The sequence below is a fragment of the Streptomyces sp. BBFR51 genome (assembly GCF_044591655.1).
Lineage (GTDB): Bacteria > Actinomycetota > Actinomycetes > Streptomycetales > Streptomycetaceae > Streptomyces.
This window is the reverse complement of the sequence record NZ_CP172448.1, coordinates 8,593,138-8,606,539: the sequence shown is the minus strand read 5'-3', so window position 1 is coordinate 8,606,539 and position 13,402 is coordinate 8,593,138. Positions and strand designations below refer to the sequence as shown.

The 13,402-nt window shown below is 68.1% G+C and carries 14 protein-coding genes and 2 pseudogenes; 8 read left to right on the top strand and 8 right to left on the bottom strand.

Annotation, left to right across the window (positions count from 1 at the left end):
• Positions 1 to 287: 287 nt before the first annotated feature.
• Both ACGH7X_RS39175 and ACGH7X_RS39170 read left to right on the top strand, forming a co-directional pair.
• Positions 288 to 1,664 carry an NADP-dependent succinic semialdehyde dehydrogenase gene (locus tag ACGH7X_RS39175; protein WP_399897675.1) on the top strand — a complete coding sequence of 459 codons (1,377 nt, stop codon included), beginning with the start codon at positions 288 to 290 and terminating at the stop codon, positions 1,662 to 1,664.
• Positions 1,664 to 1,816, top strand: coding sequence for an NAD(P)-binding domain-containing protein (locus tag ACGH7X_RS39170; RefSeq protein WP_399895325.1), 153 nt, complete (start codon positions 1,664 to 1,666; stop codon positions 1,814 to 1,816). Before ACGH7X_RS39175 ends, ACGH7X_RS39170 begins: the two co-directional genes overlap by 1 nt.
• Positions 1,817 to 1,978: 162 nt before the next feature.
• On the opposite strand, the gene ACGH7X_RS39165 is transcribed toward ACGH7X_RS39170, so the two are convergent.
• Together ACGH7X_RS39165 and ACGH7X_RS39160 are read right to left on the bottom strand one after the other, a co-directional pair.
• Positions 1,979 to 2,731, bottom strand: a complete 753-nt coding sequence (locus ACGH7X_RS39165) for a helix-turn-helix domain-containing protein (protein WP_399895322.1) — start codon at positions 2,729 to 2,731, stop codon at positions 1,979 to 1,981.
• Between the two features lie 274 nt (positions 2,732 to 3,005).
• Positions 3,006 to 3,323, bottom strand: a pseudogene (locus tag ACGH7X_RS39160) (dehydrogenase); the annotation flags it as partial.
• Positions 3,324 to 3,425: 102 nt separating this feature from the next.
• On the opposite strand from ACGH7X_RS39160, the gene ACGH7X_RS39155 reads away from it, so the two are divergent.
• Both ACGH7X_RS39155 and ACGH7X_RS39150 read left to right on the top strand, forming a co-directional pair.
• Complete coding sequence (locus ACGH7X_RS39155) at positions 3,426 to 3,602, top strand: type IV toxin-antitoxin system AbiEi family antitoxin domain-containing protein (protein WP_399895319.1); 177 nt, start codon at positions 3,426 to 3,428, stop codon at positions 3,600 to 3,602.
• Positions 3,603 to 3,893: 291 nt separating this feature from the next.
• Positions 3,894 to 4,085, top strand: a complete 192-nt coding sequence (locus ACGH7X_RS39150) for a hypothetical protein (protein WP_399895316.1) — start codon at positions 3,894 to 3,896, stop codon at positions 4,083 to 4,085.
• Positions 4,086 to 4,435: 350 nt separating this feature from the next.
• On the opposite strand, the gene ACGH7X_RS39145 is transcribed toward ACGH7X_RS39150, so the two are convergent.
• The gene (locus ACGH7X_RS39145; protein WP_399895313.1) at positions 4,436 to 4,849 is read right to left on the bottom strand and encodes a hypothetical protein; all 414 of its coding nucleotides are present in this window, start codon (positions 4,847 to 4,849) and stop codon (positions 4,436 to 4,438) included.
• A gap of 601 nt (positions 4,850 to 5,450) precedes the next feature.
• On the opposite strand from ACGH7X_RS39145, the gene ACGH7X_RS39140 reads away from it, so the two are divergent.
• Positions 5,451 to 6,233, top strand: a complete 783-nt coding sequence (locus ACGH7X_RS39140) for an IS5 family transposase (protein WP_399892535.1) — start codon at positions 5,451 to 5,453, stop codon at positions 6,231 to 6,233.
• On the opposite strand, the gene ACGH7X_RS39135 is transcribed toward ACGH7X_RS39140, so the two are convergent.
• On the bottom strand, positions 6,199 to 6,693 hold the full coding sequence (locus tag ACGH7X_RS39135) for a hypothetical protein (RefSeq protein WP_399892532.1): 495 nt from the start codon (positions 6,691 to 6,693) through the stop codon (positions 6,199 to 6,201). The genes ACGH7X_RS39140 and ACGH7X_RS39135 overlap by 35 nt on opposite strands.
• A gap of 384 nt (positions 6,694 to 7,077) precedes the next feature.
• Between ACGH7X_RS39135 and ACGH7X_RS39130 the strand changes: the two genes are divergently transcribed.
• Positions 7,078 to 7,872 (top strand): IS5 family transposase, encoded by a 795-nt coding sequence (locus tag ACGH7X_RS39130; RefSeq protein WP_399892529.1) that lies wholly within the window; start codon positions 7,078 to 7,080, stop codon positions 7,870 to 7,872.
• On the opposite strand, the gene ACGH7X_RS39125 is transcribed toward ACGH7X_RS39130, so the two are convergent.
• From ACGH7X_RS39125 to ACGH7X_RS39115, 3 genes are all read right to left on the bottom strand, one after another.
• Complete coding sequence (locus tag ACGH7X_RS39125; protein WP_382887809.1) at positions 7,820 to 8,371, bottom strand: hypothetical protein; 552 nt, start codon at positions 8,369 to 8,371, stop codon at positions 7,820 to 7,822. The two genes, ACGH7X_RS39130 and ACGH7X_RS39125, sit on opposite strands and share 53 nt — an antisense overlap.
• Before the next feature lie 108 nt (positions 8,372 to 8,479).
• A protein-coding gene (locus tag ACGH7X_RS39120; protein ID WP_399897672.1) for an IS5 family transposase occupies positions 8,480 to 9,272 on the bottom strand; the annotation gives its coding sequence in 2 pieces (ribosomal slippage) (positions 8,480 to 8,933 and positions 8,932 to 9,272; 795 coding nt in all).
• A gap of 194 nt (positions 9,273 to 9,466) precedes the next feature.
• The gene (locus ACGH7X_RS39115; protein ID WP_399895310.1) at positions 9,467 to 10,780 is read right to left on the bottom strand and encodes an MFS transporter; all 1,314 of its coding nucleotides are present in this window, start codon (positions 10,778 to 10,780) and stop codon (positions 9,467 to 9,469) included.
• Positions 10,781 to 10,868: 88 nt separating this feature from the next.
• Here ACGH7X_RS39115 and ACGH7X_RS39110 point away from each other — a divergent pair, with 88 nt between their 5' ends.
• Positions 10,869 to 11,849 carry a winged helix-turn-helix domain-containing protein gene (locus tag ACGH7X_RS39110; protein ID WP_399895307.1) on the top strand — a complete coding sequence of 327 codons (981 nt, stop codon included), beginning with the start codon at positions 10,869 to 10,871 and terminating at the stop codon, positions 11,847 to 11,849.
• Positions 11,850 to 11,853: 4 nt separating this feature from the next.
• Here the strand turns inward: ACGH7X_RS39110 and ACGH7X_RS39105 are convergent.
• A protein-coding gene (locus ACGH7X_RS39105) for an IS5 family transposase (protein WP_399895304.1) occupies positions 11,854 to 12,674 on the bottom strand; the annotation gives its coding sequence in 2 pieces (ribosomal slippage) (positions 11,854 to 12,329 and positions 12,329 to 12,674; 822 coding nt in all).
• A gap of 234 nt (positions 12,675 to 12,908) precedes the next feature.
• Here ACGH7X_RS39105 and ACGH7X_RS39100 point away from each other — a divergent pair.
• Positions 12,909 to 13,220 (top strand): annotated as a pseudogene (locus ACGH7X_RS39100) (transposase); the annotation flags it as partial.
• Positions 13,221 to 13,402 lie beyond the last annotated feature (182 nt).

The following is a 13,402-nucleotide window of genomic DNA, read 5'->3' as shown; positions in this document are numbered from 1 at the left end:
GCCACCATTTGGCGTTCTACGTGGACGATCTCGGCGCGGCGGCCAGGACCCGCACGCCTTCGACCGGCCGCCGCAAGAGCCCCACCGACGAGGCGCCGCGCCAGATCCGGAGCACGTGCCAGGAAGCGCACGCTCGGAGCCCGGGCAATAGCGGCGATATCACTCAAGGATCCAATCGCGAGCTCACTCCACGCCGCGAACTGATCGATTCCTCTCCTGACGACAGGAGAGCGTCGTACTATGTTGGATCCAATCAAGCCGTGCCGCCGTACATCAAGGAGAGCCTCATGCCGATCGCCACTGTCAATCCGGCCACCGGTGAGCTAGTCCGGTCCTTCCCCTCGATGAGCCCGGAGGAGGTGGAGGAGCGGCTGGCGCTGAGCGCCGAAGCGGCTCGGGAGATGAGGAGGACCACCTTCGCCCAGCGGGCCGCGTGGATGCGTACCGCCGCCGATCTGGTGACGGCCGAGTCACGGGACACCGCCGGCCTGCTGACCGAGGAGATGGGCAAGCCGATCACGCAGGCCCGTGCCGAGGTCCTGAAGAGTGCCCGCACGATGCGCTACTACGCCGATCACGCCGAGGACATGCTCGCCGACCAGCCACTGGGCGATCCCGCGGCGGTCGGTGCTTCGGCCGCCTTCACACGCTACGAGCCGTTGGGCGCCGTCCTCGCGGTGATGCCGTGGAACTTCCCGATGTGGCAGGTGATCCGCTTTGCCGCACCCGCCCTGATGGCGGGCAATGTCGGACTGTTGAAGCACGCCTCCAACGTGCCGCAGACAGCCCTCTACCTGGACGATCTGTTCGCTCGAGCCGGCTTTCCGCAGGGCGCCTTCCAGACCCTGTTGATCGGCTCGTCGGAGGTGGAGCGGATCGTCCGGGACCGGCGGGTGACCGCCGTCACGCTCACCGGTTCCGAGCCGGCCGGGCGTGCCGTCGCAGCCGTGGCCGCATCAGAGGTGAAGAAGACCGTGCTGGAACTCGGCGGTTCCGACCCCTTCGTGGTGCTGCCCAGCGCGGACGTCCAGGCTGCCGCGCGCACCGCTGTCGCGGCCCGCACGGTGAACAACGGACAGTCCTGCGTCGCCGCCAAGCGCTTCATCGTCCACACCGACATCTACGACGCCTTCGTCCAGGCGTTCGTCGAGGGCACGAAGGCACTGGTGGTGGGCGCTCCGATGGAGGAGACGACGGACGTCGGACCGCTCGCGACCGAGACGGGCCGCAGGGAACTGGTCGAGCTGGTGGAGGACGCAGTCTCGCTCGGAGCTCGACTGCGGTGCGGCGGCGCGGCGATCGAGGGGCAGGGATGGTTCTTCGAGCCCGCCGTGCTGGAGAACGTCACGCCCGAGATGCGGCTCTACCGGGAGGAGGCGTTCGGGCCGGTAGCGGTCATCCTCCGGGTCGCTGATGTGGAGGAGGCCGTGTCGGTGGCCAATGACACGGCGTTCGGACTGAGTTCATCGGTGTGGACCACGGATGCGGACGAGGAGCGTCTCCTCGTCGAAGGCCTGGATGCCGGTGCGGTATTCGTCAACGGGATGACCGTGTCTCATCCTGAACTGCCCTTCGGCGGCACCAAGAACTCCGGCATCGGCCGGGAACTGGCCGCTGAAGGGATGCGCGAGTTCTGCAACCTCAAGGCCGTCTGGAAGGGCTGATGGTGACGATCGGCTGCGTTGGGACAGGGACGACGGGGTCGGCGATCGCGGGCCGACTGGCCTCAGCGGGTCTCGACGTCGTGGCGTGGAACCGGTCCGCCGAGCCGCTCACGGAGTTGGTGAGGCCGGGACACGTGCCTCCGCCTCGGTGACCGAGGCACTCGCGGCGCCGGGGTCGTTTTCGATGCTGTCCGACGACGACGCGGTCACGGCGGTGCTCACCGGCGCACACCCTGCGCGGTGATGGCGAATTCGCGGTGGGCCGCCTCCGGCGGTGCGGCCCGGAGCACGGCGACGATACCCAGCCGGTGCGTTCAGGTGCGCAGCGAGGGCAGGTGCGTGACGTCGGGTGCGGGGGCGGCTGCCGTGTTGGCCCGCTCGTCGCTCCGCCCGCCGACGACGAACCACACGGCTTCGACGGGCGCATCGGACTCGTTGCTCAGGCGGTGAGGCGTCATGGAGTCGAACGTGACCGAGTCTCCTTCGGTCAGGTCGTAGGTCTCGAAGCCGATCTGGACACGGATCCGGCCGGACAGGATCAAGGCGTATTCGCGGCCGCCGTGCCGCATCATGTCGTCGGGGGCGCACGAGGCGCTACCAGGCTCGTAGCGTACGTGCAGGAAGTCCACGAATGGGTCCGACGCCTGCGTCAGCCGCTCCCAGACCACTCCTGGGAACCGGATCCGCGCCCGGTCCGGGAGGTGAAGCACCGGACTGTCCACTGCTCCGAACCGGTTCACCACGGCACTCGGAACGCCCGGGGGCGGCGAGTCCGGTTCGGCTGCCGGAGGCGTGGGCGGAGCCGCTCCCGGCGAGCCGGGATCCGCCGACACGAGATGGTCCAGAGACAGGTCGAGGGCCTCCACCAGGGTGTAGAGGGTACCCACGCTCGCATTGGTCTTGTTGCGTTCGAGCTGGGAGAGGAAGCTCGGGGAGACACCGATCTGGCGCGCCAGCGCCCGCAGTGACATCCCGCGGGCTTCGCGTGCGGCCCGCACCGCGGGACCGATGCGCTGTTCTGCGGATGTCGCCGACCGTGCTCCGTCACGGCCCGTTGTGCTGTTCACGCGATCTCCCTCACCGTGACGACCTCGTCGTAGAACGCTGCAGCCGATCACGCGCGGTCCGGTCCGGCAGAGGCGGTGCCCGCCGACAATGTTGAGTGTCACTGTACAGATGAATACGGCCGCTGAACACGCGTGCCCCCGCCAGAGGGCCGGGTATGGCTCTGTCTCTGTCGGAAGCAGCGATGCCCTCAGTTGCGTCGCCCCGCCGGGCTACCGCCCTGGCCCGCTGCTAGCGGCACACAGAGATGCGCGGAGCGCGACTGCTTCTCCGAGGTCATGCGGGTAGCGGCTCGGCGTAGTGCCGGAAGTCGCCGCGTTCGGTGTGAATCGCGTGCAGCCGCTCGGCCAGCACCGCGGGGCTGGAGTGCTCGGCGTCCGGGCTGATCGCGCCGGGGATGATCAACTGTGCGGCGTGGATGTTCTCCGGTGCGAGGGACCGGTGGAGCATCGCGGCGTAGGCGCTCTCTGCGGCGAACGCGATCGACGTCCCGGCGACCTTGGGGTTCGGGCGCACTGCGCTGGCGCCGTTGACGAACAGCAGCGTGCCGCGTCCCAGCTCCCGCATTCCGGGCAGGACGGCGTTCACACAGGTCCGAGCTCGCCGCCACCCGCAAGGTCATCGACGGGCCTCACCCCTCCCGACCACGCAACGGCCCTCGCAGAGACCGCCACGGCGACCGTCTACCAGCACTTCGTGACCACGTTCAACGAGCACCCCGGACAGGTGTTCCGCGTCCGCGATCTGCACGAGCATCTCGGTCTGCCCACCGACGAGCCCTCGATCAACGTCACCCGCTCCCGCCTGGGACGACTCGTCCGCCAAGGACTCCTCGAACAACCCGGACGCGGCCGCTACCAGAAACGGACTTAACGCCCTCCAATTAAGTACGGGTTGAAGGCCCAGGGCCCTGATGTTCGGTGATGTGCTCCGCCCGCGTTCTCCGCCTGCTTGAATGCGAGTGTGATCGAACTAGCGTTTCTTGCGGTGGCTGCAAGTCTCGTTGGGTGGCTGATGGGCCGGAAGCGGCAGCAGAGGTCGACCGCAATATCCGCCGGGGAACCGGCCGGGGTGCCTTGCATGCTCAAGTGGTCTGCTCAGGGCTCTCGCTGGAGGGCGGGACGCCTGCTGATCAGTGCTGGCCCCCTCGTCTGGAAACCTTCCTTGGGTAAGCAGGAAGCCGCTCTGCCGGCCGATCTGTGTCAGGCCGGGGTCCGCTCGCCCTCACTGGGTGAGGCGGTGGCGGTCAACCCGGGATCCCGGATCGTCGAATGCGAGTCGTCCGACGGCGAGGTCCTGATCGCGGTCATGCCAGAGGAACTGCACCACGTGATCAAGGCTCTGGAGAGCGCGTAGCCTCTGCTCGTGCTGCCGACTGAGGAGTAGCCAGCCAGCGGGCCGGTTCTTCTTCGCCCAGCTGTCGGTGCGCGGGCCCTTCCGATCACTTCTCAAAGACCCTGCTGCCGCGGCGTCCAGCGTGCGCATGGCCGGAGTGTCCAGCGTCAGCAAAATCCACCACGGGCTGCAGGTCCTCGGTGAGACCAGCACTCGCGAGCGCCAGCACACTCGATGCGTTCCAGACCGCTCACAATGCCTGAGCAGGTAGACGGCCAAAGGAACTGAAGCGCCTCATCGGGTCCTGCCCCGGACGCGAGATCTGGGAGGCAGCCTGGTGGCCGTCTCCCTGATCTCGCCTGGTCCTCGCGTCAGGTGAGACCCATCCGAATCTCGAGCACCGCACCCACCAGTGACAGGAAGGTGATGATCCCAGCGGCGAACCGTATCGACCTCGGGCTAGCCCTTTCAGTAGGGCCGGGTAGAACACCCGCCAGGAACAGAAATATCCGATCCGCCACCTGTCCGATATTCGGAACGGTGACTAGCCCTAGAGGGAACGCAATTCCCCAGATCACGAGCTGCGCCACACTCATATCGGAAGAGACACGCCCTGCAAGTTCAATCACGTCGACCTGATTCATCCCATACCAATTATCCACCATGCCTATATCGCTAATTCGGCCAACCTGCGTACCATGCGAGGTGGTTGCGACCGCCTCGACACCCAAGCCTCCGACGAGGCCAACAGGCACCCACTGACTCACCGCGATTGTTCGCAGCACCGACCGCTCTCTCGTGGCTGACTGTCGCACCCGCACCGTATGCCGCGGTGAGGGTGCCGCCCCAGCCGTCTCCTCTGAGCTGCTCGAAGTCGTGGCGTTGCTGCTCATGAAGGAGACGCCACCATTGAACCCGACGGACGGCGTCTCCGATTCCTTGCTGAAGCTGAGGCCTAAGTCGGTCCTTCCATCGGGCCTCCTTGTGCTGACAAAACACACCGATGCCGTCCCTCCGAATCCAAGACCCGCTCATCCACTCAAACACATTCCTGTGATGTCACCACTAAACCAACCACGACCGCAGCCTACTGGGCCAAATGAGATGACGTCTTAGAAGCTGTTGCTTTATCGATCTTGGTGGGCGTGAGTTCGAGGTCGTCGACTCGGTCGGGTGATCTCGTGGCCGACCGGGCATGAAAGCGGGGCCTCCCGCACAGCTCGAGGGTGTCGAATCCAAACGAGCAACAGGAGGCCCCTGGTGCTGCAGTCTTCCGTGCCGGCATCGATGGCGTCCAACTCGGTGTCTCCGTCGTGTGATTGTCTCGCTCACCGGTTCGGGAACGCCGCGGACCGGCCGTACAGGCGACCGAAGTATCCGTCCGACATGAGCGACGCGGAGTGGGCCGTCGTACGTGACGCGATGCCGGCTCCCGGCTGGCTCGAGGGCCGCGGCGGGCAACCGGAGAGCTATTGCCACCGGCAGATGGTCGATGCAGTGCGCTATCTGGTCGCAGGCGGCATCACCTGGCGGGCGATGCCTGCGGACTTCCCCGCGTGGGACCGCGTCTACGCGTTCTTCCGGCGCTGGCGGGACAAGGGCCTGACCGCCGAGTTCCACGATCGGCTGCGCGACCGGGTCCGCCGGGCCGCGGGCCGGGACCCGGAACCGACGGCCGGCATCATCGATGCGCAGTCGGTGAAGGCAGCCGCGTCGGTGCCGGGCGCGACCAGGGGATTCGACGGCGGGAAGAAGGTCAACGGCCGCAAGCGGCACATCGTGGTGGACACCCTCGGACTGCTGCTGACCGTGATGGTGACCGCGGCCTCGGTCACCGACCGGGAAGCAGGGCAGACACTCCTGGCCCGGCTGCGTGAACGGCACTGGCGCGTCACGCGGGTGTGGGCCGACGGCGGCTACACCGGGCGCCTGGTCAACCTCGCCCGCGACGCCTTGCGGATCGCGCTGACCGTGGTCAGACGCAGCGACGACACCAGCGGTTTCACCGTGCTGCCGAAGAGGTGGCTGGTGGAGCGCACGTTCGCGTGGCTGATGCACTCACGCCGACTGGCCCGCGACTACGAGACGCGCACCGACACCTCGGAGGCAGTGATCAAGTGGGCGATGAGCACGGTCATGAGCCGCCGCCTCGCCCGACAGGCACGCTGAACAGCCCCGGACGTTCCTCCGCCAACCAGCCCCGCGCGGCCAGCCGCTTGGCTTTCGACCGCACCCCTTCCACCTTCGCCGGGACCGGCTCCAGCCCGAGGCCGACCGCGAGTTGACGACAGTCCATCGTCTCCCCGCGCATCCCGTTCCCGCCGGCCAGCACGGCCATGATCCGCTGGTAGTCCGGCGCGAGAACCACCGGGGCGACCCCTTCCTCCCAGTGAGGCACCACTGAGCCGGGTACCGCCTGCCTGACCTGCACCGGCCGTTCACCGGCCACCACAACCGGCACCACGTCCTGGCCTCCGCGAGGCTCCGCCAGAACCTCACCCACCGTCTCACGGGCAATCACGAACCGCTCCCACACCGCCTCCGCTTCCCGCAACTCGGCCTGGAGAGCATCCACCCGCTGCCGAGCGACGCGTTCACGCTCCTCCAGCAGCCCCATCACCGACGGCATCCCGGCACCTCCATCGAAGAGACGACACAACAACCCGTCCCTCCCGCCGAAACACCACCCCTACACCTGACCAGCGCAAACACACCCGCACTCTCGGAAAGACAACAGCTTCTAAGAAGCCGTATCTCAACCGATGACGGAACGTGCGGTTCGAACGGGCTTCCCGCCTGGGTGAACTTCCTGCTGTACGTGCATGGAGACAGGGCCTCTCGGTAGCTCGGGGATGCGAATCTGACCGAGCAGTGCCGGGAGGCCCTGGTGTCCTTGTTGTACGTGTCCGAGCTCGTCCAGTTCAACTCGGCAGCACCATCGTGTGACTGCCTCGCGCACGTGTACGGCAACGCGGCCGATCATCCGGATCGGGTGTGCCGGTATCCGTCGGACATGACGGACGCGGAGTGGGCGGCTGTCCGGGCTTTGCTGCCGGTGCCGGGCTGGTTCCAAGGGCGGGGCGGACGGCCTGAGGGCTACTGCCACCGCCAGCTGCTGGAAGCGGTCCGCTACCTGGTCGCGGGCGGGATCTCGTGGCGGGCGCTGCCCGCTGACTTTCCCGACTGGGGCCGGGTCTACGCCTTCTTCCGCCGCTGGCGCGAGCACGGGCTGATCACTGAGTTCCACGATCGGCTGCGTGGAAGGGTCCGGGAACGCGAAGGTCGTGAGGCCGAGCCCACGGCGGGGATCATCGACGCGCAGTCGGTGCGGGCCGCCGCGACGGTGCCGGCCGCCTCCCGCGGCTACGACGGCGGGAAGAAGGTGCCGGGCCGCAAGCGGCACATCGTGACCGACACGCTCGGCCTGCTCCTGACCGTCGCGGTCACTGCCGCGAACATCGGCGACCGGGACGCCGCGGCGGGCCTGCTGGCCAGGCTGCGCGGCTTGAACCGCGATATCACCCTCGTCTGGGCCGACGGCGGCTACACCGGCTCCCTCGTCGGCTGGTGCCGGGACAAACTCGCCCTGACGTTGGAGATCGTCAAGCGCACCGACGACATGACAGGGTTCGTGGTGCTGCCGAGGCGGTGGGTGGCAGAGCGCACGTTCGCATGGTTGATGAACTCCCGCCGTCTGGCCCGGGACTACGAAACGTTGCCGGCCAGCAGCGAGGCGATGATCCGGTGGTCGATGGTCACGCGGATGAGCCGGCGTCTGGCACGGCCACGGGCCGCCGTCCGGCACTGAATGCCCCCGACGCCTCCAGGAGGAGCCACCCGCGCTCCGCCAGGCGCCGGGCTTTCGACCGCACCCCCTCGACCTTCGCCGGTGTCGCCCCCAGGCCCAGCTCCACCGCGATCTCCTTCGCCCGAAGCGGCCCGTGACCCATGGACCGCTGCTGTTCCAGCACGCCCACAATCCGCTGATAGTCCGGCGCCAAAGCCGTCACCGGCAGCCCTTCCCGCCAGGGCGGCACCGTCGAGCCGGGCACCGGGGCGAGCGGCGGTGCCGCTTCCTCCTCCGCCTCGGTCGTGGTCACGGCAGTGGACTCGGCCGCAGATACTGCCAGGGCCTCGATCAGTTCCTCCCGCGCGATCACCCGCCGGTCCAGCTCGATCTCCGCGGCCTCCAACGCCTCAGCCAACCGCGCGACTTCCTCCCGCAAGCCCTCCACCCGCACACGGGCAGCCGCCTCTCGCTCCTCCAGCATTCCCAGCACCGACGCCACCGCGCACCCCTCGACCATGAAGCGGACACAAGACGTCGCGATGCCTCCCTCAACCCGAGCGAAACCATGCCTGAACAGCAGGAATCAAGGGATCACGTTCGGTTGAGATACGGCTTCTTAGAGGTCCTAACAAAGACGTTGGACGTGGCGGTGGGTGATCAGGCAGGCGGCGATGCCGAGGAAGGCTTCGTGGATGTCGTCGCGTCGTTCCCAGCGGATCCGCAGTCGACGGAAGCCGTGGAGCCAGGCGATGGTGCGCTCGACGACGTAGCGGAAGACGCCCAGGCCGGAGCCATGTTCGACGCCTCGTTCGGCGATGACCGGTCTAATCCCTCGCTGTCGCAGCAGGCGGCGGTACTTGTCGTGGTCGTAGCCGCGGTCGGCGAGGAGCGCGTCTGGTCGGTGTCTGGGCCGGCCCACGACGCCGGCCACGGCCGGGACCTTGTCCAGTAGCGGCAGCAGCTGGGTGACGTCGTTGCGGTTTCCGCCGGTCAGCGACACCGCGAGCGGGATGCCCCGGCCGTCGGTGAGGACGTGGTGCTTGCTGCCCGGCCGTGCACGGTCGACCGGGCTGGGTCCGCTTTTGGGCCGCGCCGAGCGGCCCGCGCACGTGGGAGGAGTCGATCACCGCCCGCGACCAGTCCAGCTTCTTCGCGGCCCGCAACCTCTGCAGCAGCACCATGTGCAGTTCGTCCCACACGCCGGCCTCGTTCCAGGCGGTCAGGCGCCGCCAGCACGTCATGCCGGATCCGAAGCCCAGTTCCTGGGGCAGGTACTCCCATTGGATGCCGGTGTGCAGCACGAACAGAGTCCCGCACAGTGCCTGCCGGTCGGGGACCCGCGGCCTGCCCTCCACCAGCTTGGGACCCGGCTCGGGCAGCAACGGCTCGACGAGCGACCACAGTTCGTCCGACACGATCCAGGACGCAACTCCCTCTTTCCCACGACCAGACCAACGAGCAACCGAGCCGACAGTCACATGATAAACAGGTTCTGTTAGGACCTCTAAGAACTCCTAACACAATGAGCTATCGGAAATGACTGTCTGCCAGGAAGGCGTGGGGTGGGTGAGGGGTGGGTGAGGTTCGCGGCCGACCCCACCTGCGCCGGTTACTACGCAGGAGAGCTACACGCATGCTCTTCGGTGCCGTTCTCTGATCCCGTTGAGTGGTTCGGGACGGGGGTCGGGGAGGTGGGCGGGTGCCAGGTGAGAATCCAGCCGGCGGTAAGTGCCGCCGCGCCGCCTGCCAGGGCGATTGCGCCGCCTGTTCCGATGACTGCGGCCACCGCGCCGAAGCAGGCCGGCCCCACGCCCTGCAGCGTCATGCTGCCGGAGCCGAGCAGGCCGAAGGCCTGGCCCTGGCCATCCTGCGGCAGGGTGTCCAGGAATGGCCGTTGCAGGCCGAGGCCGTAGGCGAATCCGAAGCCGCAGAGCAGCAGCAGACAGGACGAGACCCCCACTCCGGGCTCGGCGGCGAAGCCGACCAGCGGCAGTCCCATTAGGGCGATCAACGGGACTACCAGTCGCTCCCGATTGGGTGGCAGAAGGAGTCGGCCCACCAGCAGGTCACCGACCAGCATGCCGACCGGCAGACAGCCCATCAGCACCGCGTACCGGCCGGGCGCGAAGTGGCGTCCTCCCGCGTAGGCGACGATCAGACCTTCCGCGCCCGCTACGAAAGCGGGCGGCAGCCACTGGGCCAGCATCAGGCGTCGCACCGTGAGTCCGCGCAGCAGCAGGCCGGCACCGTGCAGGCTTGCCCGGACGGCCCCGCCCTCGCCTGGAGCGCTGCCGGGTGTCCCGCCGAACTCTCCCGGTTGCAGCCGGGGCAGCCGGATGCGGATGGCGAGGGCGCAGCCGAAGTAGAGGACGGCGCTTACCGCGAGCGCCCGGTGCGGGCCGAGTACCGCGACGACCGCACCTCCCAGTGCCAGACCGAACAACTGCGCGCCGGAGGCAGCGATGTTGTTCAGTGAACGGCCCAGCACATAGGCATCGCCCTCCAGCGACTGCGCGACCAGGCGACTCGACGCGCCGTGAAACACCGGTGTGGCGAGGGCGACCAGCGCCACGGCACCGAGGCTTGCCGCGATCGGCATCCGCACCAGGGCGAGCAGCAGGGCGGCGGCACACGTCATGGCGTAGCCGCCGGTGATGAGCGCGCGGGGCGGCAGTCGGTCGGCCAGTGAGCCAAGCAGCAGCGAGCCGAACAGCTGCGGGATGAAGCCGATGCCGAAGGCCAGTGCGCTCAGCAGCGCGGAGCCGGTGGCCGAGAAGACCAGCACCGAGAACGTGGTGATCCGCAGCGCGTCCGCAGTGATCGCGACCGTGCGGGTTGAGAAGAGCAGCCGGAATCGTGGCTCTGCCAGCACTTCCCGGTAGGTGGCCCGGTGGTTGGCCTGCGCGGGTGAGGCGGTTGGGGTCATGACGGCCAGCCTCGCCGTGCGCCCACCCCACCGACAATGATTCGTCGCTCGACGAATCGGAGCGGACTTCCTGCGGTAACGTCGCAGGGTGCTCCGCTTCGAAGTCTCCGTCGAGGCCCTGCTGCGCAGCCGCTTCGCACTCTCTCCCGCGATGGACCTCTGCTTCCTGCTGCGCTCGCTCGCGGGCCAGGACCGGCCACTGCCGCGAGCCTGGGCCACCCGGCTCCTGCCGGTCTTCGAACGGCTTCGCCGCGAGACCGAACTGGACGCCGTCCTCGCCCTGCACAACCCCCGATCCGGGCCGAACTTTGTCGCCCCGCCCCCGCGCGGCCTCAACCAGACCTGGGCGGACGACCTGGCCATGATCCGGGCCACACCTCTGGAAGCCGCCCGCCATGAATGCGCCACCACCGCGACCGGCCCGTCCGCCCGCGACCCCCGCGTACGCGCAGTACTTGACTCGACGGCCGCCGTCTCCAGGATCGCCGAGGCGATGGACCAGGCGTGGCACGAGCTGCTCGCCACGGACTGGCCGCAGCTGCGCGCGATCTGTGAGCGCGACGTCGTGCACCGGGTGGGTGTGCTCGGCGAACAAGGATGGGTCACGGCCATCGAGAATTTGCACCCGAGCATCGTCTGGCAAGCGGGCGGTATCGAGGTCGGCCACTTCCCCGAAGTCGGACCGGTCCGCCTTGCCGGCGACGGGCTCCTGCTGATCCCGTCGGTCTTCGTCGCGAATATCGCCGCCCACCTGGAAGACCCCTGGCCCAGGACCTTGATCTATCGTGCCCGCGGCACCGCCGCCCTGTGGGGCGAACAGACGAGCGTCCCCCGACCGGATGCCCTGACCGCTCTGGTCGGCCGGGCCCGGGCCCGGCTCCTGTTGGCGCTGGACGCCCCGGCCAGTACCAGCCACCTCGCCCGAAGCCTCGCCATGGCACCCGGCGCGGTAGGAGACCACCTCGCCATCCTGCGAGGCGCTGGACTGCTCGTCCGCGCCCGGTCCGGGCGGTCCGTGCTCTACCGCCGCACCCCGCTCGGCGAGGCACTGGTCGCCGGTACGGGCTGAAGGCTCAGATCAGCACTGCTTTCTTGAGGCGCCGCCAGCAGATGATTGCGCATCCGAGGGTGAGGAAAGCCTCGTGGATGTCGTCCCGTATCTCCCAGCGGATCCGCAGGCGGCGAAACCAGTGCAGGTGGGCGAATGCGCGCTCCACGACCCAGCGCTGGGTTCCGAGGCCGGAGCCGTGCTCGGTGCCGCGGCGGGCGATGACCGGCTTCACGCCGAGGTCCCAGACGAGCCGACGGTACTTGTCGTGGTCGTAACCGCGGTCTCCGAGTACGACGTCCGGGCGGCGGCGCGGTCGACGGCGCTTGCCGCCCACGGGTGGTACCGCTTGAAGCAGCGGGATGAGCTGGGTGACGTCATTGCGGTTGCCGCCGGTCAGGGTGACAGCGAGCGGGGTGCCGGTGGCGTCGGTAACCAGGTGGTGCTTGCTGCCGCTTCTGCCCCGGTCAACAGGGCTTCGTCCCGTCTTGGAGCCCCTTTTAGCGCGCGGATGTGGGAGCCGTCGACTGCGGCCCGGGAGAAGTCCAGGGCGTCCGCACTGCGAAGCTTGGCGAGGAGGACCTCGTGCAGCCGGGGCCACACACCGGCCTCGGTCCACTGGGCCAGGCGCCTCCAGAACGTCATCCCCGAACCGAAGCCGAGCTCCTGCGGCAGGTGTTCCCAGGCGATCCCCGTGTGCAGCACGAACAAGATGCCCTGGAAAACCAGCCGGTCCGGATGCCGCTTCCGCTCGGGATGGCGGGCTCGGCGCTCCACCTTCGGCAGCAGCCGCTCGATCACCGCCCACAGTTCGTCGTCGACTTCCCAACGCTTCGGCCGCGCCACTCCGCACCCCCGGATCAACAGTCCCGGAGTGATCCAACCACCTCGAAGATCATTTTGTTAGGAGTTCTAAGTGCGTTGTGGCAAACCGGATCTCGTCCGAGGTGTGCGGCGGGGTGATCATTTGGACAGAGGTACGGGTGCGGCCGCGGGCATGAAAGAACGGGCCCCTTGGTAGTGACCCGGTTACAACACCAGCACGACCAAGGAAGCCCGTTGTCCGCCCAGTTGAGCAGTATGTCCGTGCCTGCGTCCACCAGGGTCACCCTGGGTGTGACTGTTACGTGCATCGGTTCGGTTCGATCGCTGCGGGGCGGCGGGCAGCCTGCTGTCCGAGTGATGACGGATGCGGAGTGGGCCGAGGTCCGCTCCGCGATGCCGGTATCGGCCTGGCTCCTCAAGCGGGGCGGGCGCCCCAAGGCGTTGCGCCATCGCGAGATGCTCGACGCCGTGCGCTACCTCGTCGACAACGGTGTGAAGTGGATGGCCCTGCCTGTTGATTTCCCGTACTGGCGGGCGGTCTACGACTTCTTCCGCCGCCGGCGGTCCTACGACTACATGCGTGAGCTGTACGAACGCCTGCGACACTCGGCAAGGCAGCGCGCAGGGCGCAACGCCGAGCCCAGTGCGGGGATCATCGACAGCCAGTCGGTGCACGCCGCCGAGACCGTCGGCGAGGACAGCGGAGGCAGGCGAGATCCTGGGCTCCTGCATCGAGTACGACGGCCCGG